The following is a 25,572-nucleotide window of genomic DNA, read 5'->3' on the forward strand; positions in this document are numbered from 1 at the left end:
GATCTCCTGCCAGAAGCAGCCAGAGCGCATCCGCTCCTTCTTCACCTCAAGTTCAACTCAGTATGCAGCTTGATGTTCTTTCTTTGTGCCGGATTAATAATGGCTCATCTGACTTGGCTTTGGTGATCCAGGATTCCACAATGAGCACGACCGCAGAAGCACCATACGAGGCAGTGATCAGACGGACTTTGTTGGCGAAATCGTCCTTGGCTCCCGTATCGCTCATCTTGTCCGGGCTGAAGAGGATGATTCCCTGCTCCGTGGCCGCCATCATGATCGGAGCCAGGCAGCCGCTCGTCTTCATTGTGAAACGAGCGTAGGAAGTGGCCTCGGCGATGAGGGAGTTGAGCTCGGAGGGCATTGGCTCAGATTACCTCTGGGGTGGACCCGTATCAAAAGGCAGATTGAAATACTCGAACACTGCCTTGGTTCGGTCGAAGATCTTACGCTCACTCATCCCGGCACGCTCACACATCTCATTCATCGGCACAAAACCGCCACTGATGAACCCAACCACCTCCAAGGGATTGATCTGCACCTAGACTTGTGGCCTTACCTGAACCTTGAGCGCATCCAGTGAACCGAGGCAGCACATCACCATCATCATCAGGTTCTCGGTGTCCAGATTGCAGAAATACAGCCAGTAGGGCCAGACCTCCCAAAGTTGCTGGTAAAATTTCCTGGTCTCGGGAATGGCGTAGATTTCTCGGGGATCGTGATTGTAGCCGTCGATCATCAAGGCCACGCTGTTCATCATGGCTTCCAGCTTTTTGCCTGTCGGCAGACTGCTCTTGCCAAACCTGGACAGAAAATCCTTGGCATCACCGACTTCCACACGATCCCGGCTGAACTGATAGAGGATGAGGTCGGACATGATCGAAGATGTGAGTGCTTCGGTTTGTCCTCAACTCACATCCGTTTCGACCACGCCACAGCCGCACGGACCTGCGGCAGTTCAGCTTTGACGTCGGCGGTGATGCGGGCATGCAGTTTGCGGTAATCGTTCAGGACACGCAGGGCGTCTTCTCCCATCTCCAGCCCGGCAAAGAGTTCCGGGGCGGTGTCGGCGAAGTTGAGGCCCAACTGCACGCCTTTGCCATGGGCCTCGGCACCGAGTTCGCGGTTGGTCAGCAGGATGCGGCGCTTGGGACTGGTGGTAGCACCGCAACGCGATCCTGCCGAGCTGCCAAGAATCATGCGGAATGCCGTGCGGTTAACCCGGTGGTTGTGCCAGGAGCATTACCGGATGGTGCGCAGCTTCGTGGCAACGCCCTCTATCGACAGCGCGGGACTTGCCACTGACAGCACTGACACGGCCGCCCTGGAAGAGGATATTCTGGGCAAACTCAAGTACCAGGGTCCCAAGCAGCCCCGTGAACTGCAGCGCTGCTTCCATTTTTTGCGTGCCCAGGACCGCGACAAGGCAGCCGCACGACTCAAATTGGCCGGACGGGTGGTCGAAACAGTCGTGGACGGCTGGCAGCAGCGGCTTGAACCGCTATTCTGCTGACTTTCAGCGTGTCAGCACCCATGGGTCGAGCCTTGGCTGGCTGATAGTCCCACGGGCCGCTGACAGGAGTCGCCACAAGCGTGATCGAGCAGCGGTGCATCTTCCAAATGGCCTGCCCTGACGCCAAGCCGTGCCACGCGATCTACAGGTTCCGTTCGCCGCTGTGATACACCAAGCCTCTTGCACAACCCATCGTAATGGGGCACATGCCCGGCCCCGACACAGGCTGTTCGGGCCAGGAATGACTTGGCTACCTGGGTTTTTGCGAGAGGCTCCACCGTTTGATCAATTTGAAATCAGCTTCCCTGCCTCCATCGAAGAGAAGCTGCAACAGCCCGATGCTGTGACTTTCTAGACTCTTCGGTCCAACACACCTCCGGACTCCAGTGCCAGTCCACAAGCACATGGTCGATGCGCAGCCAAGGCCCACCAAATGCCAGAGGATTGCGAGTTTCTCCTGGGAAAGTAAATCCCCAACCAAAGCCCGCCTCTGCATGGGCATCCTTTAACTTGCGTGACAACTGGCGGTAGATGGTGCCCAAGTGCGGGGCATTGAAATCTCCTGCAATGATGCAAGGCAACGGATCGGATGAAATATGACCCTCCAAGTCCTCCGCCATCGCCAATTGATCGAGCCAGAAAGCCGTTTCCTTGTTCGCGCGCTCCTGCCAGCCCTCTAGAGGCAACGGAATGCCACGAAGGAAGCCCCCCCAGCGAAGACCAAGCAATGCCTCCCGAGGTGATCTCAAATGCACCACATAAACAGCAATCTGGCGGCCATTCCAGTCAACCTCGAAACGAGCGGCATAAGTAAAGCCCCCTGTGGTTTTCCCTCTGCTCCAACTGAGCAGACGCCCCGGGATGACCGGAAACCGGCTCAGCAAAGTGAACTCTCCCACACTCTCCCCATGCTGAAACTCTCCATAGCCAGGATCGGACAAGTAGGTAGAAGCTCTCGCTGATGACTCCTGGAAGGCCATCAGATCAGGCTGGATGAGATTTTTGAATGGGCGTAAACTGTGCCCGCCGCCTTGGCCGCGGTTGTTGGTGAGAATGACCAGCACATCGGAGCCACGTTGATCTTTCGACACAGGAATTGGGGCGGTTCCAGGCCGCCAGCCTGAGGATAAACCGACGATGAGTAGCGCCGCCGCCCCCAAGACCAGGGCAGCACGCCACCGCAACAACAGCGTGACGGGCCAGATCACCACCCCCGGCAGAAGCCAAACCACCGGAGGCAAAAACAAAAGAAACGCAGTACAAAGATTCGACTCGCCGAGATAGCGAAAGCCGAGGGCCAAAAGGGCCAGCGCAACTGTCCACAGCAGCATCAGTGCCACGGACAGCCTTCCACACCAGAGCAACAACCAGCGTACCAATTGCCGAAACAACATAGGGTCGAGACCTGGAGCAGAAGGATTGGAAGGCAGAGAGTGATCCATTGGCTGAAAATGGAATCCTTTTAATCCTCTTTGGCAAGGAGCGTGCGGTAATTTTGTGTTCCGCATCATCAATGGTGAATGGTCGCTGTCGAATACGGTATCTACTCCCATGAGGTTTGAGGCAAGCTGTTGGCATGCTCAAGCCCGGGCACGCGTGCAACCGACTTCAAACAAGGTTGCGAAAAACACAGGTTCAGGAAAGATGTGACGCACTCCCATGAAGATTCTCTTTGTGCTCATACAACCACTCTGCGTCGCCTGGCTGCTTCTGAGTTTGTGGATCGTCTTCGCCTGCTGGCGGCGGCGCTGGCGCGACGTGGCGGTACCTGCTGCGGCTTGGTTGATCCTCACTTTGCTGACCTGCACGCCCATGGCATCGCTGCTGATATCCGACTTGGAAGGCAGGCATGTCCCTGTTCAAATCAGGGATTTGCCAGCGGCGGACGTGATCGTATGTCTGGGGGGAGGCGCTGAGCCGTCTCGTTCCGAACCAAGTGGGATGCACTTGAAAACGTCGGGGGATCGATTGACCACCGCGTTGACGCTCCTTGCCCAAAAGAAAGCCCCCTTGTTGCTTCTGGGGGGCGGTGGATATCAGGACAAAGGCGAAATAGTGTCGGAGGCGGATCAAGTGATCCACTTCATGCGGACTCTGGTCGAGGATGAGGGTTCCATCATGTCACTGGGAATTTGCGCGGACACGCACGACGAGGCGGCCAAAGTGGCGGCATTGCTCCATGAACGGGCATGGAAGCGGGTTCTGCTGGTTACGTCGGCATATCACATGCCCAGAGCTGCCGGAGCTTTTCGTAAGGCAGGCATCGCCTTTAACGCGGTTCCTTGCAATTATCTGAGCAGTGTTAACCGCGTTGGAGACTTCCACTGGCTGCACCTCCCGCATCCAGAGGCATTTTCAGTGTTCAGAACATGGTTCCACGAGGTTCTGGGCACTTGGCTCTACAGAAGCAAGGGCTGGATGTGAGGACGAAAAATGACCCGCCTCACCACAAACTGTTCTTTGATGCCAGACTTCGCCATCAAAGACTCCGGCATAGGCGAGCGATTGCCGGAACACACCCCGCCCCTCTCAACGCGATGAAGACGTCGTCTGTGTCCGGGAGGGACCTTTCGTCTCGCTTTGAGGCACCGAGTTGTCATGCCACAACGGCTTCGTGACCCCTGCAAGCAAGAGGGTAAAGACCATCAGGGCAACGAGCATCATAAGAGTCTCCAGCAGACTGAATGCCGCACTGATGCGGGAAATCACTATCAAGCTCCTTGATTTCATGGATGAATCGTCATGTCGTTGTTACGACGGATCTCGCGAGGCACATAACCATTGGGTCTAACACGATTTCCGTGGCCGCCAAAATAATGGGCAGTATGGCTGTCCCCGAGTGGATAAAGAGAACACCCAGTGAGTGCGAGGGATGGCGCGAGAAGTGCCAGAATAATGGCAGGAAGCCGGCAAAAGATTTTTTTCATGGAACTGTTGAAGACTACAGTTAGCAGAAGGATACTTCCGTCAGATCATTCTCCAAGTCAAGGTTGATAGCTGTAGCGTTCTGTCATGGATTGGCTCACGTCGCTCAGCTTGCCTCAAAGTTTCCTAAGGACGTAATCCCACACTTGGAGCACTCCCCAGGTAGCCACACAGGTCATCACCAGGTCTTTCCAGTCCAATCGGTTCCAGACAAGATTCGATGTGCGGCGCTCCTGGTTGAAATCTCCGGAACCTCTGTTTACCCAGAGTCCCATTTCGCTTCCGGATGGTGCCCAGTTCAATCCTGCCAACGCTGAACGTGCCGCAGAAGACTCATCACCGTCATCTTGCGGTTCCGGTTCAGGCTGGAGGCTTCGTGCCACCATCAGTCGATGCATTGCAGCTGCCATGGCCGTAACGAGGTAATATTCGGTGTAATACTCCCGGTTGATCATCCAGCTTGAAAATAAATAGGCAGTGAGGATCAATAAAACCGCCCGGCGGCATCGTTCCTGCTCATCATTCTGAACCTTGCAGAACAAAACACTGCGCAATCCTGTCCATAGAACGAGCAACCAAAGGAAAAGCCCCGGTTTTCCAAGATCACCGCCAATTTGCACATAACTGCTATGGGTAGATTTTTCCTGCACAATCCATCTCATCCCTTCTTTGACAGTGATCCAACTTTGAAACTGACGCCATCCAACCCCGGTGGTATTTTGCTCAACGGACTCGCGTGCTTTCTCCCATGCCATCAATCGACCTTGGACACCCTCCTCAGAGCGCAGGCTTCCCATGCTATCCATGCGTGGAAGGAAACTCAAGGCCCCCACCCCGGCGGTTAATGCCGCGGCCAGCACGATCATCTGAATCCATCGCGGTCTTCCCACCACAAAGATCAGTACCGTCAGCGCAGCGCCGACGAGGAAAGAACCTTTGGATTCCGTCCGCCATGCGCAGGTAATGACGAACGCTATGACAACCGGGAAGACCACAAAGCGTTTAATCACACCGCCACGCCAAAAAAGTAGTATGTAGCTCAGGGGAATTGCAGCCACTACCGTATGACCGAGCGCGTTCGCGTTGTTGCAGGTCCAAGTTCCCAAGGCCAGCCTTCCCCGTCCATAATCAGTGATTTCCTTGCCACCAGTGATGTCTAACCCCAGGGTTTGCAGCACTCCAAAGACAGCCAAGGTCACAAGCAGCCAGTTCCAGAGCCGCAAATACCCCAGCAATTTGCCCCAACTCGAAAGCGCTTGAGTAGTGAGGTAATAAAAAACCACCAGAGAAAACATACCGCTGCCCGCACCGGCTTCACTGGGCGCATTCCAGACCACATAAGCATAGAATATAAGCATCGCCCAATCGTGCGGTGTACGGAAAAAGCCACGCACAGGACTCTGGAGCCCTTCCATCATCAGCGCCAAGCTCCACATGAGCATGATGGGACGTATGATGTTGGCACCAGCCATGCCTGGAACCCAATCCTGCGGACGAATGAAGTAGATTCCCAGAAACAGCAAGGCAAACCAATAGCTCCACTTCCCAGCTTCATCGTTCTCAATCAACAGGTCGCCTGCCTCCTCCGACACGGCGGCATTGGCTGGCTCAATGGCTTTCGAGGATGCTGTCATGGAGAGCCTCCAAGCATGTCACTCGCTGGCATTCGCGCAATCAACAGATCGCTTTTTTGCCGTGTGCAAAACCAACGCCTTGCCACTGGAGTTGATTGCACGCATAGGAGTGTCATCGCTTGATGAGCCTTCAGCCCCTTATTCTGCCCCTGATGGATGCCCTTCGTTATTCCAAACGGCTCCGGCAGGCATTAGCTTGGGGATGGTTTCTGAGAGGTCGCAGTTCGACGGATCCGTGCCGCAGGGCGATAGGACTGTCCAAATCTCTCACCTTGGCGGATGAAGGCCCGCTACAAAGGATGGTCTTGCGGTCGATTCAGAGGCTGCCGGGCTTTGACGATCGCGCTCCGTGGGAAAAAGCGGTGCGTGAGGAACCACGCTACTCGAGGTTGCTGCGCGAGACACCTGAGCTTACACGCAGCCTTATTCTCAAGGCTCCTGCAGCCAACGGGGAAAAAGGCGTTCTTTTGATGACCTTCGAGTACAATTGGGTCCGACTCCTCTTGGGGCTCGATGAAAGCGGGCGGCGGTGGATGGATGACCACTACGATCTTGTTCTTTCCACGAGTTGGTCGCCAACGGACTATGCCGTGCTGGGACTGGCGCTTGCCAGCCTCAACAGCAACCTTTTCGTCCAAAGTTGTAATTATGGAGAGATTAAGGCCATTGAGGCCTTTCACCCGCGTTTGCGGTGCCTGCAAACACTTCCATGTGACTGGATCAACCCCGCGCTCTATACCTCCAGATCACCTGCAGAGCGGGTGACGGACATCGTGATGGTGGCGAACTGGGGCGAGTTCAAACGCCACTGGGAGCTTTTCCGTGCCCTGCGGTGCCTGCCAGCGGATTTGAAGATCGTGCTTATCGGCCAACGCGAACCAGGACGCAGCACGGAAATCATCCGAGACCTCGCACGCACGTTTGGCGTTCCTCAAAAGCTCGAGATCCACGAATCGCTACCCATCGCCGAAGTAGCCCGCCATCAGTGCCAGGCGAAGGTTTCGGTGATCATGACCCGCCGCGAGGGCTGCTGCGTGGCGGCGGTGGAGAGCCTCTTCGCGGGCTGCGCGCTGGCCATGCGGGAGGATGCTCATGTCGGCCCACTAGCCTATATCAACGAGGAGACGGGCAGGAAGTTGAGGCCCGGCAGGATTCACGAGGACTTGATGACGCTGCTGCAGTCGGCGAAAGACCTGCAACCTGCGCGCTGGGCGCGCGAGCACCTGGCGAACGAACAGTCCCATGTCAAACTCAGCGCCTTGCTGCGGATGGAGGCGGCGCGGGCGGGAAAGCCATGGACCCGCGATTTAGCGGTGCCGCAATGGCGTCCTCACCCGACCTTTGCCAGGGAAGACGAAAGGGAGGCACTGCGGCCAGTTTATGAAGATCTGAACCGAAGATTCCCACAGGTGTTCCCGCATTCACTGATTGACGACAGTTGGCGGTAGATAGGTGGGATTGTGGCCAGATTATCGTTGGCTACGGTTAATGCCGGAGGTGAGCAGGTCAAACTGGGTCAGATCCTGGTTGTTCATGACGCCAAGACGCTTCATTAGGAAGGGCGAGCAACCGGGCTCATTGAAACCGCCGATGGTGGTGATGGTGCTTAGGAAGCCAAGCCCACGAATGATGCGCTCAGTCTCTTCGGTGAAATCTTCTGGGCCGCCATTGGGGTAGCAAAAGGTGGTGCAGGGCCGTCCCGTATTCTGCTCGATCAACTGTTTCGATTTTAAGACTTCGTGCTCCACAACCTCCGGCGTGCAGCGGGCCATGATCTGGTGCGAATGGGTATGGGCACCGAGGGAGACGAGGCCTGAATCGAGCATTTCCCGGGCGTGCCCCCAGTCCATCGCATGGTAAATAGCGGGAACAGAGGGCAAGTTGGCGTTTTCCAGCCGGTACCCGAGACCATTCTCAAGAGAAACGAGGGCGTCCTCGAGCTTGTCGGCGGGGAGGGATTTAAGTTCCCGCTTTACGCGGATCAGTTCAACCTTGTCTCTTCCCGCCTGATCCATGGCATAATCCACGCGATCCACCCAGATGGGCTTTTTTTCTTCGACGAACTCGGTGGCGGCAAAGATGGTAGCCTGAGCGTCGTAGCGTTTGAGGAGAGGAAATCCAAGGGTGTAGTTGGAAAGGAAACCATCGTCGAAAGTGAGGGCGACACTGTAGGGAGGTGGTGGAATGCCACTGGAAAGGCAGCGGGCCAGTTCGTCGAGAGCGATGAGGCGGAAGTGCTTTTTGAGATGGGCAAGGAAGGCCTCAAATCGACGAACATGGAGATGCTTGTGCTGGCAGTTTTCTAATCCTGTATGTTCCCTGTCGGTGAGCCCGTGAAACATCAACACTTTCGGTCGTGCTTGATTGATGGCTCGACCAATGGATGGGAGGCCGACCCGGCGCACAAAAGAGAGGAGCCACTTGTGGGCAGGGCGGTTGGAGAGTGGCGTGTAATGCTTTTGGCGGGAGGCAGGCAAGCAGTGGCCAGATGGAATGAGGCTTTCGAAGAGGCGAAACAACGGTTTGTTGGCGGTATCGATCTGAAACTGGTCCATCGCTTGGCGTTGGCCAGCGGTGATGCTCCAATCCCCGGACTCCCAACGCGCAAGCAGGGAAGCAAGTTGAGATGCGATCGCCGAGGGGTCGGAAACGTTGGACCAGGGCATGCCGACTTGGTCCAGAACTCCGGCCACTGCGCTGCCAGGCTCAGTCAAACCAAAGACAGGGTGATCGAAAGCGAAGGACTCAAAGAGCTTGGTGGGAAGGAAGAGTCCACCGTAGCCCGGGGTGTCAATAATGAGGGTCAAGTCATTGGTGGCGACCCTGCGCTGGCACTCATCAAATGGAATGCTGCCCTCGAACCTGAGCACTCCACCGAGACCGGCTGCATTGACACGGGCCTGGTAAGGGGTTGTGTCCACACCGATGCAGTTGATCTCAATGCGTCCATCGAGAGGTCGGCTTTGCGCCAGAATACGCAAAGCGTCGATCAACGTGTCGGGGGTGCGCATGCCTGGGTAGAAGGAACCCGCGTGAATCACCCGCAAAGGCCTGTCATGAGCGGGGGGCGGACTCAGTGCGGCCAGTTCTGGGGTGGGGGAGGCGTAGCCGTGGGGGATGATGTGGACCCGAGACCAAATTTCCTGGGGTTGGTTGCGGAGAACTTTCTCGGCGGCATTGACGGCTACGAAGACCAACGCATCCGCATCCCGCAGGATTCGGTGCTCAAAAAAACGACCGATCAGGCGTTGAATCGATCGGTAAGGGAGACCGCCGGTGATCCAAGGATCACTGAAATGGGCGACCCAAGGCAGGCCGGTGCGGCGTTTCAGGCGCCAACCGACCACATTGCTGACGTGCTTGGTGGCGCGGGAATAGATCATATCAGGTTTCCATTCCTCCGCGATGGACAATGCCCGGCGAAAGGCAGGGACGACCCAGGGAAAAGCGATTTCAGGCAGGACATGGCGTCCAGAGCTGACGGCCAGGAAGCGGCCAATTTTTGGATAGCGGGAGGCCATCAAGGCGTCGGGACTCGCGACACGATCAATCAGAATGTCTGAGGAGACACCAGAAAGAAGGGAATTGTCGGTGGCCTGAATGGTGTGAGAATCGGTGGTGGTCAGGACACGCACATGGAAACCCGCCCGGTGCAGGAACTCGGCATTAATTTTGACCAAGCTTGATTCCGGCCCAGCGGTCGGGGGAAAATTGTGAGAAATTAGAAGGATTTTGCGTGCATTCAGCATAGGCTTTTCACTTTTTTCATCATTAGTCCGAATCTCGCCATCCAGCCATGGACATGCTGCCTTTTCAATTTATGACTGACATTTTGCCCATCAGTCCGCTATTCCTGATATGACTTTTCAGAAACTCCATAATTTGATTGCCGCAGACCTTTACCGTTACGAGGCTCGGTGCGGCTTCAAGGATTTTCTCAAGCAGTGGTTTCGTGAGAGTGGGTTTCGTTTCACGGTCGTGATGCGGCTCTGCGGCTGGCTGCGATCGCAATGGTGGAGCCGTTATGGCCTTTACCACCTCATGCTCTGGAAGCACCACCGAATGCAGATTCGATATGGGGCTTACATCGAATATTCAGCTCAAATCGGCGGGGGACTTTACCTTGGGCACCTGTGCGCCATCATCACGAACGTGCGCTGTGTCATCGGCGACAATTGCACATTGAGTCACGGAGTGACCATTGGCAAAACGCACGACCGCAGCAAGCATCCAGGCATACCAGTAATCGGCGACCGTGTTTATCTGGGCTGTGGTGCAGCAATTCTCGGCGGCATCAGGATCGGTGATGACTCAGTGGTCGCGCCAAACGCGGTTGTAATCGCCGATGTGCCAGATGGTGCCGTGGTTGGAGGCATTCCTGCACGAGTTCTTTCAATGGAGGGATCGGCAGGCTATGTGTCGAACGTTGCAGTCACTATCGTGTCGGAAGGTGGATCCTGAAATCTCACGCTTTGATCCAGATTCACCTTCTGACAAAAACAGCCTCGAATCAGACTCCCGGATTGCGGGCCTGAATTCGCGGTTGTATTTAGAACCATCCCATCCAACAAAGCTACATGCCGCCAGCGGTTCTGACACATCATCTGGAATTCAAGTGCGATGGATCGACGGTCCGGATGAGTGGCGGGAACGCGGAATCGTATATTGAGCAAGAGTGCCGAGATCAACAAAACAGCTTCGCGTTTTTCACATGGATGTCACGACGGAACACATCAAAAACACCACTTTTTAATGGTGGCCAGAAGCAAAATTTCCACAGCATTTTTCATTATTCAGCATTTGTTTCCAAAGTATTTTTCATCCAATGAATGTCGAACTGATACGGAGCTTGGATGCTTTACAACGAGAGGAAATAACTTGGGGAAAGCTATGGCACGCGCACCCTCATCCGGAAATCTTCCAGCATCATGCCTGGTCAGTTGCGATTACCGAGGCCTATCAATGGGAACACCGACTCTACATTCTTCTCCTGCGTAATACTGAAGGCGAACCCGTCGGGATCTGTCCGTGGGCATTGAGCAACGGACGCATCACCTGGCTGACATCGCCCCGGGCCGATTACAATGACGTCATTTGTGCCGCTGCTGACGGCCCGCGCGTGGTGGAGACGTGTTTACGACATTTGCAGGAAACACTGGGCCGCGATTGGCACGAAGTTTTGCTCGAAGATGTTCCAGATACCTCTGTTTGGAGCACCTGTATAAGCAATCTCAAAAATCCACCGCTCAAAATCGCGCCAGAGAATCCCGAAGCATGCTGCAGTGTGCAAATGGATGCGAGTGGCACCGTCCTTCATGGCATCATGGCCAAGAGAGGCTACAAAAGAAATGAGAGAGAACTGGCCAAATTAGGGAGCATTTCACTCGATGAACAGATCACGCTGGACCAACGCCTGACAACACTGCCGTTTTTTTTCGACCTCCATATTGCGCGCTGGGCGGCTGCGGGAATGTCGAGCATGTTCAGCGAAGAATCTGCCCGTGAATTTTATCGACTGCTGATGCGGGATCCGGAACTCGCTTCGCTAATTGACTTTACGTCGTTGAATGTGAATGGGCAACACATCGCACATCACATAGGATTCTGGGGTGCCGGCAGACTTCTCGCTTACAAATGGTGCTTTGATCCGGCACTACAAAAAGCCGGACCAGGTACCGTCCTCATGGTTCATCTTATGGCCCACATGGTGAAACGGGGCTTCTTCGAGTTTGATTTTATGCGTGGCGGAGAAAACTACAAAGCACGGTTCGCGAACGCCAGCCACCTCTCTCATGACTGGCGTGCCTTTGCATCACCTGTCAGGCGCCAGATTCACGAAGCCAAGGCCTACTTGCGCCAAGCTCATCCAGTGCTCGCAAGGAGTCTAGGGGCCCTTTCGCGCGGCGATCTCCGCGGTGCCTGGGAAATGATGAGAACCTCACCAGATCAGACACTTTCAAAACCGGACCCATAGAGAATCAGCGATCGAACAATCAAGGGCAGCCTGAAGGAGCAAGCGAAGTTAACAACTCATCAAGGCGATCATTCACGCGATCGATCCGATAGCTCTGAGTTTGTTCCCGAGACTTCGCAGACACCTCCCATACTCCAGTTTCCCATTGTTTGAGCAATTTCTCAAAGGCAGCAGCTATGTCCGCGGGCTTCTCTTGGTCAGCAAACGTCAGATCACACTCCTTCAATAACTGATGGATGGTGCTGTCTGGCTCTGCGAGACCCAGCACAGGCTTTGCATAGGGGAGATATTCAATCAACTTGGTTGGCAAAAATATTCCACCGAATCCATGCGTGTCGAGAACGAGGAGCAAATCACTCTTGTCAATCATATCCTGGCAGGCCTGGTAGGGTACCGGGGCCATTAGGCGCACAATATTCGTCAGTCCCAGCGAATCCACCAAGCCTTGATAGCGGATAGTATCATCGCCGACAAACGTCACCTGCAGTCTCAGGTGGAGGGTGGAACTTTCATTGAGCAATACCAGTGCCGCAAAAAGTTTGTCAGGTTCCCGCAGTGTGGGAGTGAGTGACCCTGCATACAGAGCTTGAAGCGGGCGACTGCCGGCTCCGGTTACGGGGGCTGGAGGTTTATCTAAAGGCGCAAAACCATGCGGGATGATGTGAACCTTGTGCCGAGCCCACGGGTGCAGTCGCAATATATAATCGGCCAGTCCTCTGCTCACTGTTACGATAGCATCTGCGTCACGAAAGATCCTACGCTCAAACTGCAGGGCAATCCACCTCTGAAGGGGGTTAAAGTACGGCACTTCCACCCAAGGGTCACTCATGTGGGCCACCCAGGGCAGTCCAGTGGCACGTTTAAGAAACCAGCCGGTCACGTTGCTTACATGTTTGGTCGCACGCGAGTAGATGATCGCGGGACCGTTTTTCTTGAGCCAGCGTTTGCCCGCTGGAACAGAGGAGAACAGCCAGAGAAGAAAAATCTCCGGCAAAATCCATCGGTGAAGAACCGTCAAAACCACACTCGCAATTCTGGGCCATCGCTTACGCAATAGCGCATCGTAGCTTGGTGTGCGGAGGATTTCGAGGTTGTCAGGAAGGCTGTCGAGCATCACATGGTCAATTCCCTGATGCATGTGCTCCATCGTTGTAGTCATCACCGACACACGCCAACCGCGTCTGAGAAGGTCGAGGGCGTTTAACTTTACGAGAGAAGACTCCGGCCCCATGGTTGGCGGAAAATTGTGTGAAACAAGAAACACCCGGCTTTTTTGAGAGGTCTTCTTCATGGGAGGGATTTGAGGCAACATGTGCAAAGGCGTTGTATCCAGCTGCCTCATGCAGTCTTGCGACAGACATAGAAAATCCACGATGAGACGGGATCAGCATCACTTGCCGTTGTCTGCAGGCCTTTTCCCTCATAAATTGTCTCCACTCGGAAGCCCACCCGCTCTAACTGCCGGACCTGGTTGCGCTTGGAAATGTAATAAATTGGCACTTTAAAAAAGTTTCCGCTGTCGTGACGCAATGCGTATTCCTCCTCTTCAACGGCACAGTGCAGCGAGCCCTTCCAGTCTCGAATGCACTGCCAGTAATGCAGGAGGTTTTTCAACATGCGCACCGGATGCTTGGTGAGGCTCAGATTCTCCAAGGCATACGGACTCACCCTTGGCCTGTCCCGGTTGTGGCTGGAGAAGACGTACAACCCGCCGGGCTTTAGCACCCGGTGAATCTCACGCAAAGCCCGCAGCCGCCCCTCGTGCGAGAGGCTGTCGATCCCGTTGAAAGAGAATATCACCAGTTCAAACTGCCCGTCTCCGTAGGCGGAGAGATCAGTTGCATCACGCACTTCCAACCGCACATCGGAGAAACGAGCGCAGGCCTCCCGCACCATGTCCGGTGAGAAATCGACGCCGATATAGCTGCCGGATAAAGGCTGCAGGTGGCGGATCGTACGGCCTGCGCCAATACCGATGTCGAGGAAGGATTTCCCCACGATCTCACCTCCAAAATCACGCAGGAAAGATTGTTCTTCAGGCAGCAAATACTCTTTTTTTGCAAACCACTTGGCAACTTCTTTGCTGTAGTAAAAGCTCTTGTTCAGTGATTCAATGTTTCCAAAAGTATCCATTCGGATTTATTGCCGACAATGTTATCAATGCAAACCGGAAGAATCATTCAAAATGAGCTTGGTTCTTCAACAATCCAAACTCATTGCTAGGCAATGGAGTTAAAATTCATGCTAACATCCAGTCTCTCATGCTCATGTCCATTACGGTATTTCCGCAAGTATTTAGTGAGTCTTTCCGGCGCGTCTGCTCTCGGCGAAAGGCCCTGCGGCCATGATACAAACATCTCCTTAAAGTTTATGCAGAGGCACCTCTGGAGCCGACAACTGGTAAATGTTTCCAGATCAAACGGCGCGCGCTACCATCCATAACCATCCATGGAAAGCTCAAAAAGAAAACAGCTCCATAACCCGCTGCGAACAGGAGGATCGCGCTGTAATCTGGCGTGACAAATCGAAACGTGGCCCACGCAAACAACGTGGGAAACAGAGCGCCTTTGAATCCGGGCCACAAGACATGACCGAACAGATAAAATGCAGCACTGATACCCGTGCAGCGATGAACAAACCACGCCATTACCAGCCCGCGCGAGATGAACATCTCAATGCCCGACCCAAGCACGACGCCAATCATCCCATAGCGAAGCCCCAACACGAGGCTTAGCGCCGCGCTGCAAAGACCGCCAATAAAACAAAGCCAGACGATCCAATGCGTTTTACCCACGGTGTAAAGAAGATTGTAGGCCGGGAACTGCATGAAATGGATCACATAAGGAACAGAGAGAATCATGAGCACCAAATGCGCGGACGCAAGCGACTCACCCACCCAGCTCTGAAGGAATGGGCCGGCAAGAAACACGACGCCGGCCATCGCCGCCGCGCTGAACCCCGAGGTGATGTGCGTGACCCGCAGATACTGACTGCGCAGCTTGTCGGGCTCGTCCGCCCCGTGAAGCTGACCGAAGGCAGAAAGTAACTGCCCGCCAAACAACGCGTTTACTGCATCTTCAAGAATCGTGATCAGCCGCGTGCCCACCGAATAAGCTGGAATATGATTCACACCCTGCAACTGGGCGATCAGAAACGGATTCAACTGCAGCCTCATGCTGTCGCCGAACGAGCCGGCGATGATCGAGCGCGAGTATGCAAAGAGCTCGCTTCGAGTTGCCTTCGTTTCCTCGACGCTAGCGTCTGAGCGCAGATGTCGATCGAGCTTTCGCGAAAAGAAGGCCTGCAATCCCAACTCCACGCACTCGCCGCATGAGTGGATGACCGCCACGTGTAACACTGTGGCGCCATGTGTGAGCGCCCAGCACATCACCGTAGCTTGCAGCACCACGCGACACAATGAGGCCTGCGCCTGCAAATCGTAACGCACATGCGCGCGCAGCACGATCATCGGCAGCCGAAAATAAAATCTCAGAGCTGTCACACATCCGGTCAGACCGAGCGCGAAGTAGAGCTGGGAGATGTTTTCAGGATGGCTGGTCAGCCACGGCAGCAGCGGCATCAATCCAAATGTCAGCACCACGACGACGAGGGATGCCATACGATAAAATTGACGACACGCCGTGAGGATCGTGCCCTGACGGCCAGAGTCGCGCCTGCCAAGTGCCACGGCAAGGAAACGCGTAGCGGAGAAACTCACTCCCATGTCGATCATAAGGAAGTAACCAACGACCGACATGACAAGCAGCCAGGAGCCATAGCCCGATTGTCCGAGCGAGCGGATCAGCAGCGGTGTTACAAAAAACATCGCGAGTGTCTTAACGACAAGGTCCAGCATATTCATGCCAGAACCTCGAAGGAGGTGTTTGCCGAGACTCATGATGTCTGTATTCCAGCTCTCATGGTTGGATCAGCGAGAAGATAAAATGGAGTTGCCGCCATCAGCGGTCCGAGTTTTTCGAGCATCAGGCGCCCGTCGATCAGAACAGCGTGCGCCTGCCCGATCATGCCACGTTTGGCGATACCCATCTCAACAAGAATGTCCTCCATCTCTTTAAAGCGCCGAGCGATGGACTCACCTCTCAAGGGAACATCTCGATGCAGCGGCACGGTTATGTAACGCGAGTGTCCGTCAGCGTCTATGATCTCAAAGCGTATCATTTCCTCGCGCAGCAGATATTGAAAACCAAACCGCGCCTCCAGCGTGTGAAAGCAGGTGTTTGACTCAGTACCGCAACCGAGCAGCAAAATCTGTCCGCCCTCATCAAGCAGCCGCGCGTAAGGAGTGCCATCTCCGCACGGCGTGGCAGCAGTTTCATGACCGGCAATGAGCGCGGCCGCGCGGGGCCCTTTGGCCGCGACAGAATGCGTGGGGTGGAGACTGCGAATCACACCTGGCATCCTGCGGAAAACATCTGGCAGTTTACCCACGCAGCTCCGAGTAACGGTAGCGTCGAAAACACGACAGCCAGCATTCATCCATTCCCACGTGTGCGTGGGAATTATAAGCGTACCTTCTGGCCCTATAACTCTTTGCAGAACGCTTATCACTGCAGCGGCCCCACCCGGCACATAACCAAGATGAGCAAGAGATGTGTGGACGAGCAGCAGACCACTTGGTTTGACTCCGAGTTCGTTCAAGCCATGGACCATTGTCGCAGGCAAGCTCCAGGGGTGCATCAGTGGACGCAGTGCCTGCTTGACCCTTTGTTTCAAACTTTTGAAAGCATTCATGGAATGGACGAATGCGGCAGAATACCCAGGCGATGCGTGCGGATGCGCAGCGCTCGCTCACCAAAAAGAAACGGCAGCCTCAGGCGCACCAAACGACCGCAATTTCGCAGGCCAGCCTTTTCGATTCCTCGGCGGGAAGCAATGTTTCCGGAATGGGCGACCATGAAAACAAGTCGGATGGATCGTGCCGCCGCACGCTGGCAGAGTGATCTGATAGCAAAAGGATATATTCCTTTGCCCCGCCATTTTTCACCCGTAAAGCAATGTGTGATCTCCACCTCGCCTTCCCTAAGCATGATCTCCCGCTCTGGCGTCACTTGATCGTGTTCCGCACTGATCAACCAGGAGACGTGTGCCAGTTCACCGCTGATGAAGACACCATACGCATCATTATAGCCCAGTTCGCACATCCGTTCGGCTTGACGCGAGAACTCAGTGTCCGGTCCACAACAGGAGGCAACTTGTTCATCGGATAACTTCTCCATCACCGCTTCGGCGAGAGAATCTGGCGGCGGCAGACACGCCGGATTTGCTCGATAAACGGCGGAACAGTCCATGCACACAAGGCTTCTAATTGCAGCAAGTGGGGCACTTCTTAGAAGGCGAACCCCAGTACGCAGCTTGCGGAAAATTGGCCTGGCCGTGGAGTAGGCCACGATTTCAAATGGAGTTTCCACTGCTCCGTAGCCGGATTTGAAACGGCGGAGTCCCACCTCATGCTCATGGGCACCGCCAAGATCGAAGCAAGTAACGCCCTCGCGTGACAAAACCTTGGCCGTCTCAACGATGAGAAACGGAGAGGCACCTTCGTCCATGCCTTCCGGGGAGGTGCCAGCGGACTGATAATAGGCTCCCGACGAAGTGCGCAGGAGAAAGATGGAAGAACGAATGGTTTCGCCGCGTGACGCTTGGAAAAATTCCCCTGCACCCGTTGAAAGCATGGAGTCATAGAACCTCCTGTTAATGGCTAATGGCACCTTCTCGCCACGCACAGCGCGTCTGCTCATGGATGACTGCATGAGCTCCAAGTGAGCTGACACAGCGCTGGCGTCTGTCCTGCGTTGTGCGACGAGGCCGAGTTTTTTTGCTTTTGCAACACTGCGGCGATGGTTGCTGCTTGTAGGCGCAACCTCGCTGTCAAATTTAAGGCTGAGGCGGTACTCCACACCTGTTTCGCGACTCGTCTGCAAGGCATGCATTCCAATGCGTGAGCAGGAGGGAACAATCCTGCGCAGTGTTAGATCCCAGATATTTGAAGACTTACAGAAATCGAGAAGCCCATCCCAGAATGGCGAGTCAAAAGGCAAGTCGGGCAGAGACGGAATGTCCAAGCTCTTCGTAAACCGTCCTTTCTTGAGAAACGCGAGGCACCCCAAAACAGTTTCTTCACCGTCTTTTAAGACCAGCAGGCAGGGATGAAAACCCAACAAACTCTGGCCCCTAGAATAGGCTGATGTAAAAAAGCTATCCTCAGGATGAAGGCAGGACAGGCTGTCGATCAATTCATCAGGAGGAAATGGAACTAACTCAAACACAGGGTTCATGTTTCCTCACACAGTATGTCCTCTTCCAGTGTGTTGGCGTCAATCATGAATTTGCATGCCCAGTTAAGGAGCTGAAAGCGTCCATAGCTTCCTGTGACAGGGAAAGAACCCTTCACCCCTCCGATCAAGTTCTGAGAACCCTCAAGCCGAATGGTGCGACGAACAAACTCATTCACACGTAAAGCCGCATCACGATATTTTGTTTTGTTTGTCACCTGATAGAGCATAAGCCAGCAATGAGCCACCTGAACAGAGCCTGTCAGACAAACCCAGGAGACCGTCCCCTTCCAATTGGCGTCAATCTGGCCCGGCATTCTGCCATTGTCATGTGTCGCGCTTATCAGTCCATCAGCCGCCAAAATGGCTGCTGCTAAATATCTCTCGTCACGCGAAAAACGCCAGCCTTCGAGAACACCGCGCAGCGAATAACCCAGCATATGGGTCAGCGGTTTCTTGGGGTCGCCAGCACAAGAAAGAGCAAACCAGCCATTGGCATGCTGGTGGGTAAGAGCCCATTCAATTTGCCTTAACGCTGTCTTCTCATACGCAGCACCCGGGTCACGCCGCGCCGCCTCCAATAGCCCCCAGGCGGCGTGCATGTCGTAAACATGATCGTTCTTAGCGGCCACGAACGGGTTCGGGTTGCGCCAGCAACCATCCGCATCCTGTGTTCGCACCAGCCACTCTGCTGCGCGACGCATGGCGGGGAGGTAGGCCTCACCAAAAGCCGTCACACCTGCGGCGAGCCCTTGCAGCACCTGGCCAGTGTCGAAGGTGACCGGCACGATCGGGGACACACCAATGGTACTGCCCTGAAATCCACCACAGGGCAGTTGGATTGTGACCAACCAGTCAAGCATTCGTCTTGCGCGTTCGAGCAAAACGGGGTCTTTCCGGCGACCAGCCTGATCAATCAAGGTGGGGATGATGTAGCCTGTCGTCTCAGGATAGGAAGTGGACCACCCCTTGATCAAACTGTAATGCCTAGCCACGCCGCCGTCATTTGATGCCGAGTTGTCCTGCGCTGTGGCAAGCCATTGCAGCCCCGCATCAACGGCTTTTTTCGTGCCCGGATCAGTCCCCAGTCCTTGCAAAGTGTCCCGCCAGAACTCCAGGTGTGCAATTAGAGGCCAGTTGAAGAAGTCACGAACCATCCAAAAGGCTTCAGGCAGCAGGCGGCTTAAAGCGGTCATGGGTCTCATTAATGTTTCTGTTGGGTCATCACCTTTTGTACTGCCTTTGCAACCCCGTCGACGTGCTTATTCTGCACATTATGGCTCCAAAAAATGCCTAGGTTAGCATTAGCTTGGTGAAACCCGGTGTAGTCTTCGCTTTTCGGAACCTCCCACGGATACTCACTGAAGGGATAGCGGCTTTCACCATAAGTTCTCTGCAATTTGATCACATCATACTCGAACAACGGCTGTGTCAGGTAATTCGTGGCCACAGACACCCCTTCCACATTTAGAGCACCAGAGAGCGCTTTATTCGTAACTCCAGTCCCGGCTTGATCCGTGGTAAAGGAGAAAACCCACCAAGAAGGGTTTACTCCCTGAGGCTGCGGCGGAAGAATGATGCCGGGCACGTTGCGGAGTTGTGCTGCGAGGCGTTCTGCGCCTGCTCGTCTTGCAGCGATCAGTTCAGGCAGACGTCGCGTTTGTGCCAGAGCCACAGCCCCCTGAAATTCCGTCATGCGATAGTTCATGCCAAGAAAGTAGTGGTTGCGTCCTGCACGCCCCGCCGAACTCCGTTGCCAGCCCTTGTCCGAAAACAGGGCTGCCCGCATGGCTAAATCTTCGTCATTTGAAATGGTGATGCCACCGTCACCGCATGATATTTGTTTGCTTTGCTGAAAGCTAAAGCAACCAAAGTCCCCGATGGTTCCCACCTTTCGTCCTTTATATTCGGCGAAGTGAGCCTGTGCGCAGTCCTCAATCAAACGGATACCTCTAATGCGCAAAAGTTCGCAAATGGGATCGAGGTCCGCCGGCCTTCCAAAGAGATGCACGAGAATCACGGCCTTCGTTTTTGAGGTGATCTTTTTCAAGATCGTCTCAGCTGTCAAATTTCCGGTAAGTGGGTCGACATCTGCAAAGATAGGCAGGCAGTTGCAAGCCAGAATTGGAATCACCGTTCCCATGTCCGTGAAGGGTGTAGTAATCACCTCGTCACCCGGATTCAACGAGAGCGCACCCAGTGCACAGTGAATGGCTGCGGTGCCCGAACTCGAGGCCGTGGCGTATCGTGCTCCGAGCAGGTCAGCATACTCTTGTTGGAATCGGTTCACCATCTGCCCCTCAGTGCAGTTCATATTGCGGGAGATGATGACTTTTGCGAGATTCAATGCCTCCGGCAAGCCCACCCGCGGCCCAGAGTCGAACCACTTGGTCACAGCACGACTTCCGCCATCCATCGCCAACCGCTCGTCAAGAGGGCGTTGATCAGTGACGATAGCGGTAGGTTCGGCAATATTGGCTGCTTTGTCGACGGGATAAAGTTGACCGATGACATTGCCTTTATTTTTCAGTGGCAATGGCACCGATTCACCGACCCGGGCTGAGTCATAGAGTGCCAGCATAATCTCTGTGGAGGGAGCCACATTTTCGAAGCTGATTGGACACGTTGACACACGACCTTTCACCCAACGCGCCAATTGTCGAAATTGGTTAGGGTAAACGTCCGCCAAATCTATGGAGGGTCCGGCTTCAATACCCCCAGTTGTCTTCAAGGCATCACGCGTAACTTCAACGGTTCCATTGCTGCCCTCGATTAGGATAAAATGACGGTCGGCCAGAGATCCGGACACGAAGCTCGCACGAACACCACCCTCAAACTCAATTTCGCATTCGGCACCATCTTCTGCGGGCATTCCTTGGCGTATAAGATTGCCCTCACGCTTCGCACAACATTTCACACTCAGCGCGCGACGATCACCGAGGATGAAGCGGATGCTGTCAATGAGATGAGGCCCATTGTCTGCGAGCACTCCAAGACAACTGGCGGTCACCTGCACCCCCGTGCCCAGCGCCCCTTGCTTGACCAGTTCTGCCGCACGCTGAAAATAAGGGTGAAAACGCCACTGATGGCCGCCAGCAAGTTTGACTTTGTATTGTGCGCACAATTCAGCCATCTCCTCCAGCTCATCGAGCCGTAGGGTGAGAGGTTTCTCACATAGGATGCCTTTGGCTCCAGACTCTGCCACTGCTTTGACAATCTCGGCGTGAGTCTGCGGCCAAGTGCAAACGCTCACCAGATCTGGCTTCACCTCGTCAAGCATCTGCCGATAGTCTCTAAAAACCCTGAGATAAGGCCGCCGGCGTAGCGCACCGGCCAGGGCTGACGTATTCACATCACTGACAGCCACGAGATTACACATCACGGTTGCCTCATAGGCTTCAGCATGGTCAGGCCCAATGCCACCGTAGCCGATAATTGCGACTCGAAGAGACGGGCCGACAGATGCCATGCGGCGGACAGTGAGACGGCGAGCCTTGCCAATCGCGCGTTGTATGAGGGATGCCATGATGAAATGCGCCTATGCTTTAGTGTTCAATTATTTGTGTTTTATGCCACTGTCTAAGCAGCATTCAAGTGTGGGATCATCCGCATATGATTTACTCCCTCTTGCGAGCATCATTTGCGCGGCTTTTGTCCATGAAAGTTCCAGCCCAGAGTATTTGTTGGCTCCTTATCCCACTGGTCCAACCAGAGCAGAATAATCTTTAAACAGAAACCAAAAATAAACTTTGAGCCAAGTATGAGCGGCACCTTCAGAATTTTCGGCAAGTCTTTTCCTTGAATGACGCGCACCGTCCAATGCAGCATAAAGGCCAGGAGCGCAAAGTGCCCCCCTTGAGCTTCTTTTTTCACCACCGACAAGCCGGCTTTCTCAAACAGAAGCGTGAGTCCGTAGTGGGTAAAGTTGAAGAAATTCCACGGCTCATTGTGGATAGGAGACGATTGTGGAGTCGTTAGAAATAAATGACCTCCAGGCTTCAGCACGCGGGCCATCTCGGCACAGACTGCGGCGGGGTCCTGAACATGCTCGAGAACCTGTGTAGAGAGCACGTGGTCGTAGCTGTTGGCCTCAAATGGCATGGCGGTAACATCACCCACAAAGTCAACTCCCTCGCCAGCACAGAAATCCAGGGTGTGCAATTCTGCTCCTGTGGCCAAAATCTCTGCGCGCAGCGTCTGCTCTGGAAGCCGGCCGGAACCGGCGTCCAGCACTTTCATGCCCGCCTTCATGAGGGGAATCGCTTCAGTGCGGATGAAGCGTAGGATGGGGTAACGATCCACCTGCATGCGCTCATGCAAGCCACGTGGCAGAAAAAGGCGTCCAAGAGAAATCATGATCAAAGATGCGGAATCAAGCTTCAGGGCTTTGTGTTCAAGGGCTCCATGAAGAACCAGTCTTGCAATCCACGTCTATCATCACCGACAAGCGCCTCAATCTCATGGAACAGCAACTCACGCAGCAGTGGATAACGAGCGTACTCAAGCCCCCTTGAAGTGAACTTTTCGATGCGATGAGTGGACTCAAAACGACCCTGAATGAGCGGAGTAATGCCCTCTTCCATGCAATCATGCAGCTCCACCAAAATGTCCGCGTCGCGCAACCAGTGTACTTTCGCTGGATCAAGCACCATCCGCTCGCCAGTGTCGATGTCCATCCACACGAGCACCCTGCCCAAAGGATTAAGCATGGCGAGGTCCTCCGCACTGCAATGACCGCGCGTCTCAATCCGTTCCCACACCTGGTTGATTTGACAGAGGTTGCGGCAAAAGCGAGTCCGCCCTTCGTCAGCCTCAAACGACACCACCTTCGCTTTCGGAAACAGCAAGGCCAACCCGGCGGTGTAAAAGCCCTCAGCGGCCCCCACATTCACGATCAGGTCGTATTCCTTCGCCGAAGCAAGACGGTGCAGGAGGCCATGCAACTCATGCTCGTAGGCGCCAATGATCTTCTCAAAACGACAAGATGCCCACTGATACAGAGGAGGATAGCGCAATCCCTGGAGCGGCCCGTCGATGACCACATCACCATGCTTGCCCGCGCCATAAAATCGGGCCTCCAATTTGCGCCTCGTGGCACGCCGCCTTTGATAAGAGAGATAACCAACTAGCCTGTCCACGCACGAGAACTGCAGCAGAGGAAGGGTGATCAAGTCTGCCAAATAATGGAGGGCATTTTTCATTGCGAAGAAGGGAAATTACGATGAAAGAACTGGCGCGAAAGCAAATCTTTTATCCATCTAGAGAATCATGTCAGAAGCAATCCATGAACGTCTGAAAAATGAAGTGGTGTTCCATGTTGCTATTGCACAGAGAGAGAGGGAGGCCCTACAAAAGACGCCTCAGGCACTCATTGAACGCTATCGCACATGCACCCGGTGGAAGACTCACTATCCGGAATGTGTGATTCATTTCCTGACGAAACACAAACCGGAGCATATTTGTGACTTTGGCTGCGGCAGCGGGGAGATGGCATGCCGTCTTGGGCTGCTCGGCTACCGTGTGACAGGAATCGATGTTTCCCCCGATTTGATCGAATTAGCGCGGGAACGCGCAGTTCTGGAGGGTGTTACGGATCGCGTGCATTTTATCGTAGCGGACGCAGCGGCAGCACCGGTGACAGAGGGCGCTTTTGATGCGGTGCTGGCGATGTCTGTAGTTCATCACATGCCCGTGCAGGAGGCCCTTGACGCCTTGGAACGATTGCTGCGCCCAGGAGGAAGAATTGCCTTTTTGGAGCCGGTGGCCTATTCCCGCATGCTCCAATGGTTGCGCAACCGGACACCCGTCGAAAAGGATGTCAGCCCCGACGAGCGCCAGTTGAACGCGGAGGAAATCCGCCTGATTGGGCAACGATTCGTGATCGAGGAAAAACGGCATTTTTATCTCATAAGCCGGGTCCGGCGGGTGTTTCCTGACTCCTGGTTTCACTGGACCGAACGCATGTTCAGCTGGCTGGATCAAGCCCTGCTCGTCATCCCCGGCGTTTCGCATTTTGCCGGGGTGATAGCCATCCTCGCTCACAAGCGCAGATGACAGCGCACGCCAGATCAAACCATTGGACCGCCCGTCACAGGCAGGTTCACGCCGTTCACAAACGATGCTGCGTCGGACGCCAGCCAGGCGATGGCGGCAGCGGAGTCTTCGGGAGTGGCCAAGCGGCGGCAGGGATTCTTCATCGCCTCCACCTCGCGCACACGCTGGGGCACATGAGCGCTCAGCGCGGTGACAGTCATCGAGGGTGAGATCATGTTCACCGTGATGCCGAGGGGGGCCAGCTCCAGCGAAGCGGAGCGAACCATGCCCCACAAGGCTTGTTTGGCCGCCACATAGTGCGCGAGACCTGCCGGAGGCTGGCCGAACAAGTAGGACGTTCCCAAAAAGAGGCAGCGCCCGTGCTTCCGTGCTCCCATGACCGGGATAACCGTCTTCAGCAGCTCTTGTGAAGCCGCCACCTGCACACGCCAGAAGGCCTCGAAGTCCGCCGGATTGGAGTCCTTCAGCGCCACGGGCGTGAGCAAGGTTGTCGCGCCATGCACCAGCACATCGAGCTGGCCAAACTCCGCCGCCACGGCCTGCACGAGCTGCTCGGCGGCTCCTGGTTGCGAGAGATCCGCCTGAAAGGCACGCGCTTTGCCTCCGGCATCCACGATCTGCTTCACCACGTCCTCCGCGCCTGCCACATTCGAATGGTAATGCACGGCCACAGGCCCGTTCGCGGCCAAGGCGAGGGCGGTGGCGGCACCGATACCACCCGAGGCACCTGTCACGAGGGCCACTCGTTCACCATCGGGACCCACCGGGGCGGCCGCAGCCAGTTTGCGTCCAACTTTCACTTCGGCTTCACCTTGCATGACGTGTTCTCCTTTTGTGTTGCTTGCGTAAAACTGCAATTTCAGAAAGCCCGCGCTCGCCGACCACGAGCGCACCTGCACCTTCAATTCGATCTCATCTCCAACATACACCGGCTTCAGCCAGCGGAGCTGGTGCCCCGTCCACAGCGCCCCAGCGCCCGGCACCACCATGCCGATCATGCGCGAGAGATAGGCCACCTGGATGGCACCGTGCGCCACCGCCTGCGGAAAGCCATACGAGCGGGCCTCCGCCGCGTCCATGTGCAGAGGGTTCACATCACCGGAGAAGGCCGCGAAGCGCCTAACCACCTCCGCGTCGAGCACGAAGCGTTCGATGAACTGCTGGCCGACGTGGAAGTCCATG

At 55.0% G+C, this 25,572-nt stretch carries 22 protein-coding genes; 6 read left to right on the plus strand and 16 right to left on the minus strand.

Annotated features, from left to right (window positions below; genetic code table 11):
• Positions 1 to 52: 52 nt before the first annotated feature.
• From ACILSI_RS20770 to ACILSI_RS20780, 3 genes are all read right to left on the minus strand, one after another.
• Positions 53 to 361, minus strand: coding sequence for a hypothetical protein (locus ACILSI_RS20770; protein WP_395723833.1), 309 nt, complete (start codon positions 359 to 361; stop codon positions 53 to 55).
• Positions 362 to 538: 177 nt separating this feature from the next.
• On the minus strand, positions 539 to 874 hold the full coding sequence (locus ACILSI_RS20775; protein ID WP_395723834.1) for a hypothetical protein: 336 nt from the start codon (positions 872 to 874) through the stop codon (positions 539 to 541).
• Positions 875 to 909: 35 nt separating this feature from the next.
• Positions 910 to 1,197, minus strand: coding sequence for a hypothetical protein (locus ACILSI_RS20780; protein ID WP_395723835.1), 288 nt, complete (start codon positions 1,195 to 1,197; stop codon positions 910 to 912).
• Between the two features lie 49 nt (positions 1,198 to 1,246).
• Here ACILSI_RS20780 and ACILSI_RS20785 point away from each other — a divergent pair, with 49 nt between their 5' ends.
• Complete coding sequence (locus ACILSI_RS20785; protein WP_395723836.1) at positions 1,247 to 1,510, plus strand: hypothetical protein; 264 nt, start codon at positions 1,247 to 1,249, stop codon at positions 1,508 to 1,510.
• A 296-nt stretch (positions 1,511 to 1,806) separates the two neighbouring features.
• On the opposite strand, the gene ACILSI_RS20790 is transcribed toward ACILSI_RS20785, so the two are convergent.
• Positions 1,807 to 3,063, minus strand: a complete 1,257-nt coding sequence (locus ACILSI_RS20790; protein ID WP_395723837.1) for an endonuclease/exonuclease/phosphatase family protein — start codon at positions 3,061 to 3,063, stop codon at positions 1,807 to 1,809.
• Positions 3,064 to 3,169: 106 nt separating this feature from the next.
• On the opposite strand from ACILSI_RS20790, the gene ACILSI_RS20795 reads away from it, so the two are divergent.
• The gene (locus ACILSI_RS20795) at positions 3,170 to 3,934 is read left to right on the plus strand and encodes a YdcF family protein (protein ID WP_395723838.1); all 765 of its coding nucleotides are present in this window, start codon (positions 3,170 to 3,172) and stop codon (positions 3,932 to 3,934) included.
• A gap of 617 nt (positions 3,935 to 4,551) precedes the next feature.
• Here ACILSI_RS20795 and ACILSI_RS20800 read toward each other — a convergent pair.
• Positions 4,552 to 6,069: an O-antigen ligase family protein gene (locus ACILSI_RS20800; protein WP_395723839.1), complete on the minus strand. Its 1,518-nt coding sequence runs from the start codon at positions 6,067 to 6,069 to the stop codon at positions 4,552 to 4,554.
• Between the two features lie 122 nt (positions 6,070 to 6,191).
• On the opposite strand from ACILSI_RS20800, the gene ACILSI_RS20805 reads away from it, so the two are divergent.
• Positions 6,192 to 7,517, plus strand: a complete 1,326-nt coding sequence (locus ACILSI_RS20805; RefSeq protein ID WP_395723840.1) for a hypothetical protein — start codon at positions 6,192 to 6,194, stop codon at positions 7,515 to 7,517.
• A gap of 21 nt (positions 7,518 to 7,538) precedes the next feature.
• Here ACILSI_RS20805 and ACILSI_RS20810 read toward each other — a convergent pair whose 3' ends face one another.
• Positions 7,539 to 9,818: a polysaccharide deacetylase family protein gene (locus ACILSI_RS20810; RefSeq protein WP_395723841.1), complete on the minus strand. Its 2,280-nt coding sequence runs from the start codon at positions 9,816 to 9,818 to the stop codon at positions 7,539 to 7,541.
• Positions 9,819 to 9,927: 109 nt separating this feature from the next.
• On the opposite strand from ACILSI_RS20810, the gene ACILSI_RS20815 reads away from it, so the two are divergent.
• Together ACILSI_RS20815 and ACILSI_RS20820 are read left to right on the plus strand one after the other, a co-directional pair.
• Positions 9,928 to 10,530 (plus strand): serine O-acetyltransferase, encoded by a 603-nt coding sequence (locus ACILSI_RS20815; RefSeq protein WP_395723842.1) that lies wholly within the window; start codon positions 9,928 to 9,930, stop codon positions 10,528 to 10,530.
• Between the two features lie 364 nt (positions 10,531 to 10,894).
• The gene (locus ACILSI_RS20820; protein WP_395723843.1) at positions 10,895 to 12,043 is read left to right on the plus strand and encodes a GNAT family N-acetyltransferase; all 1,149 of its coding nucleotides are present in this window, start codon (positions 10,895 to 10,897) and stop codon (positions 12,041 to 12,043) included.
• 19 nt (positions 12,044 to 12,062) lie between these two features.
• On the opposite strand, the gene ACILSI_RS20825 is transcribed toward ACILSI_RS20820, so the two are convergent.
• The 9 genes from ACILSI_RS20825 to ACILSI_RS20865 form a co-directional block, all read right to left on the minus strand.
• The gene (locus ACILSI_RS20825; protein WP_395723844.1) at positions 12,063 to 13,334 is read right to left on the minus strand and encodes a glycosyltransferase; all 1,272 of its coding nucleotides are present in this window, start codon (positions 13,332 to 13,334) and stop codon (positions 12,063 to 12,065) included.
• A 47-nt stretch (positions 13,335 to 13,381) separates the two neighbouring features.
• Positions 13,382 to 14,176 carry a class I SAM-dependent methyltransferase gene (locus ACILSI_RS20830; RefSeq protein WP_395723845.1) on the minus strand — a complete coding sequence of 265 codons (795 nt, stop codon included), beginning with the start codon at positions 14,174 to 14,176 and terminating at the stop codon, positions 13,382 to 13,384.
• Between the two features lie 235 nt (positions 14,177 to 14,411).
• Positions 14,412 to 15,941 carry a lipopolysaccharide biosynthesis protein gene (locus tag ACILSI_RS20835; protein ID WP_395723846.1) on the minus strand — a complete coding sequence of 510 codons (1,530 nt, stop codon included), beginning with the start codon at positions 15,939 to 15,941 and terminating at the stop codon, positions 14,412 to 14,414.
• Positions 15,938 to 16,795 carry an AAC(3) family N-acetyltransferase gene (locus ACILSI_RS20840; protein ID WP_395723847.1) on the minus strand — a complete coding sequence of 286 codons (858 nt, stop codon included), beginning with the start codon at positions 16,793 to 16,795 and terminating at the stop codon, positions 15,938 to 15,940. Before ACILSI_RS20840 ends, ACILSI_RS20835 begins: the two co-directional genes overlap by 4 nt.
• Positions 16,792 to 18,339: a GNAT family N-acetyltransferase gene (locus ACILSI_RS20845; RefSeq protein WP_395723848.1), complete on the minus strand. Its 1,548-nt coding sequence runs from the start codon at positions 18,337 to 18,339 to the stop codon at positions 16,792 to 16,794. The genes ACILSI_RS20840 and ACILSI_RS20845 overlap by 4 nt, the downstream gene beginning before the upstream one ends.
• Positions 18,336 to 19,532, minus strand: coding sequence for a hypothetical protein (locus tag ACILSI_RS20850; protein ID WP_395723849.1), 1,197 nt, complete (start codon positions 19,530 to 19,532; stop codon positions 18,336 to 18,338). The genes ACILSI_RS20845 and ACILSI_RS20850 overlap by 4 nt, the downstream gene beginning before the upstream one ends.
• 8 nt (positions 19,533 to 19,540) lie before the next feature.
• The gene (locus tag ACILSI_RS20855) at positions 19,541 to 21,862 is read right to left on the minus strand and encodes a DegT/DnrJ/EryC1/StrS family aminotransferase (RefSeq protein ID WP_395723850.1); all 2,322 of its coding nucleotides are present in this window, start codon (positions 21,860 to 21,862) and stop codon (positions 19,541 to 19,543) included.
• A 110-nt stretch (positions 21,863 to 21,972) separates the two neighbouring features.
• The gene (locus tag ACILSI_RS20860; protein ID WP_395723851.1) at positions 21,973 to 22,692 is read right to left on the minus strand and encodes a class I SAM-dependent methyltransferase; all 720 of its coding nucleotides are present in this window, start codon (positions 22,690 to 22,692) and stop codon (positions 21,973 to 21,975) included.
• A 23-nt stretch (positions 22,693 to 22,715) separates the two neighbouring features.
• Positions 22,716 to 23,537 (minus strand): hypothetical protein, encoded by an 822-nt coding sequence (locus tag ACILSI_RS20865; protein ID WP_395723852.1) that lies wholly within the window; start codon positions 23,535 to 23,537, stop codon positions 22,716 to 22,718.
• 67 nt (positions 23,538 to 23,604) lie between these two features.
• Between ACILSI_RS20865 and ACILSI_RS20870 the strand changes: the two genes are divergently transcribed.
• Positions 23,605 to 24,390, plus strand: coding sequence for a class I SAM-dependent methyltransferase (locus ACILSI_RS20870; protein ID WP_395723853.1), 786 nt, complete (start codon positions 23,605 to 23,607; stop codon positions 24,388 to 24,390).
• A gap of 14 nt (positions 24,391 to 24,404) precedes the next feature.
• On the opposite strand, the gene ACILSI_RS20875 is transcribed toward ACILSI_RS20870, so the two are convergent.
• A complete protein-coding gene (locus tag ACILSI_RS20875) occupies positions 24,405 to 25,571 on the minus strand; it encodes an SDR family oxidoreductase (RefSeq protein WP_395723854.1) in 1,167 nt (388 codons plus the stop codon).
• Between the last annotated feature and the right edge of the window lies 1 nt (position 25,572).

The sequence above is a fragment of the Prosthecobacter sp. genome, assembly GCF_044232965.1.
In the GTDB taxonomy this organism is placed as follows: domain Bacteria; phylum Verrucomicrobiota; class Verrucomicrobiia; order Verrucomicrobiales; family Verrucomicrobiaceae; genus Prosthecobacter.

Excerpts from the sequence above, each read along its gene's own strand:
- ACILSI_RS20860 (WP_395723851.1), bottom strand. The coding sequence starts at position 22,692 with ATGATTTCTCTTGGACGCCTTTTTCTGCCACGTGGCTTGCATGAGCGC.
- ACILSI_RS20830 (WP_395723845.1), bottom strand. The coding sequence starts at position 14,176 with ATGGATACTTTTGGAAACATTGAATCACTGAACAAGAGCTTTTACTAC.
- ACILSI_RS20825 (WP_395723844.1), bottom strand. The coding sequence starts at position 13,334 with ATGAAGAAGACCTCTCAAAAAAGCCGGGTGTTTCTTGTTTCACACAAT.
- ACILSI_RS20805 (WP_395723840.1), top strand. The coding sequence starts at position 6,192 with ATGAGCCTTCAGCCCCTTATTCTGCCCCTGATGGATGCCCTTCGTTAT.
- ACILSI_RS20815 (WP_395723842.1), top strand. The coding sequence starts at position 9,928 with ATGACTTTTCAGAAACTCCATAATTTGATTGCCGCAGACCTTTACCGT.
- ACILSI_RS20845 (WP_395723848.1), bottom strand. The coding sequence starts at position 18,339 with ATGAACCCTGTGTTTGAGTTAGTTCCATTTCCTCCTGATGAATTGATC.
- ACILSI_RS20835 (WP_395723846.1), bottom strand. The coding sequence starts at position 15,941 with ATGAGTCTCGGCAAACACCTCCTTCGAGGTTCTGGCATGAATATGCTG.
- ACILSI_RS20800 (WP_395723839.1), bottom strand. The coding sequence starts at position 6,069 with ATGACAGCATCCTCGAAAGCCATTGAGCCAGCCAATGCCGCCGTGTCG.
- ACILSI_RS20770 (WP_395723833.1), bottom strand. The coding sequence starts at position 361 with ATGCCCTCCGAGCTCAACTCCCTCATCGCCGAGGCCACTTCCTACGCT.
- ACILSI_RS20790 (WP_395723837.1), bottom strand. The coding sequence starts at position 3,063 with ATGGGAGTAGATACCGTATTCGACAGCGACCATTCACCATTGATGATG.
- ACILSI_RS20875 (WP_395723854.1), bottom strand. The coding sequence starts at position 25,571 with ATGGACTTCCACGTCGGCCAGCAGTTCATCGAACGCTTCGTGCTCGAC.
- ACILSI_RS20870 (WP_395723853.1), top strand. The coding sequence starts at position 23,605 with ATGTCAGAAGCAATCCATGAACGTCTGAAAAATGAAGTGGTGTTCCAT.
- ACILSI_RS20820 (WP_395723843.1), top strand. The coding sequence starts at position 10,895 with ATGAATGTCGAACTGATACGGAGCTTGGATGCTTTACAACGAGAGGAA.
- ACILSI_RS20855 (WP_395723850.1), bottom strand. The coding sequence starts at position 21,862 with ATGGCATCCCTCATACAACGCGCGATTGGCAAGGCTCGCCGTCTCACT.
- ACILSI_RS20775 (WP_395723834.1), bottom strand. The coding sequence starts at position 874 with ATGTCCGACCTCATCCTCTATCAGTTCAGCCGGGATCGTGTGGAAGTC.
- ACILSI_RS20850 (WP_395723849.1), bottom strand. The coding sequence starts at position 19,532 with ATGACCGCTTTAAGCCGCCTGCTGCCTGAAGCCTTTTGGATGGTTCGT.
- ACILSI_RS20840 (WP_395723847.1), bottom strand. The coding sequence starts at position 16,795 with ATGAATGCTTTCAAAAGTTTGAAACAAAGGGTCAAGCAGGCACTGCGT.
- ACILSI_RS20810 (WP_395723841.1), bottom strand. The coding sequence starts at position 9,818 with ATGCTGAATGCACGCAAAATCCTTCTAATTTCTCACAATTTTCCCCCG.
- ACILSI_RS20865 (WP_395723852.1), bottom strand. The coding sequence starts at position 23,537 with ATGAAAAATGCCCTCCATTATTTGGCAGACTTGATCACCCTTCCTCTG.
- ACILSI_RS20795 (WP_395723838.1), top strand. The coding sequence starts at position 3,170 with ATGAAGATTCTCTTTGTGCTCATACAACCACTCTGCGTCGCCTGGCTG.
- ACILSI_RS20780 (WP_395723835.1), bottom strand. The coding sequence starts at position 1,197 with ATGATTCTTGGCAGCTCGGCAGGATCGCGTTGCGGTGCTACCACCAGT.
- ACILSI_RS20785 (WP_395723836.1), top strand. The coding sequence starts at position 1,247 with ATGGTGCGCAGCTTCGTGGCAACGCCCTCTATCGACAGCGCGGGACTT.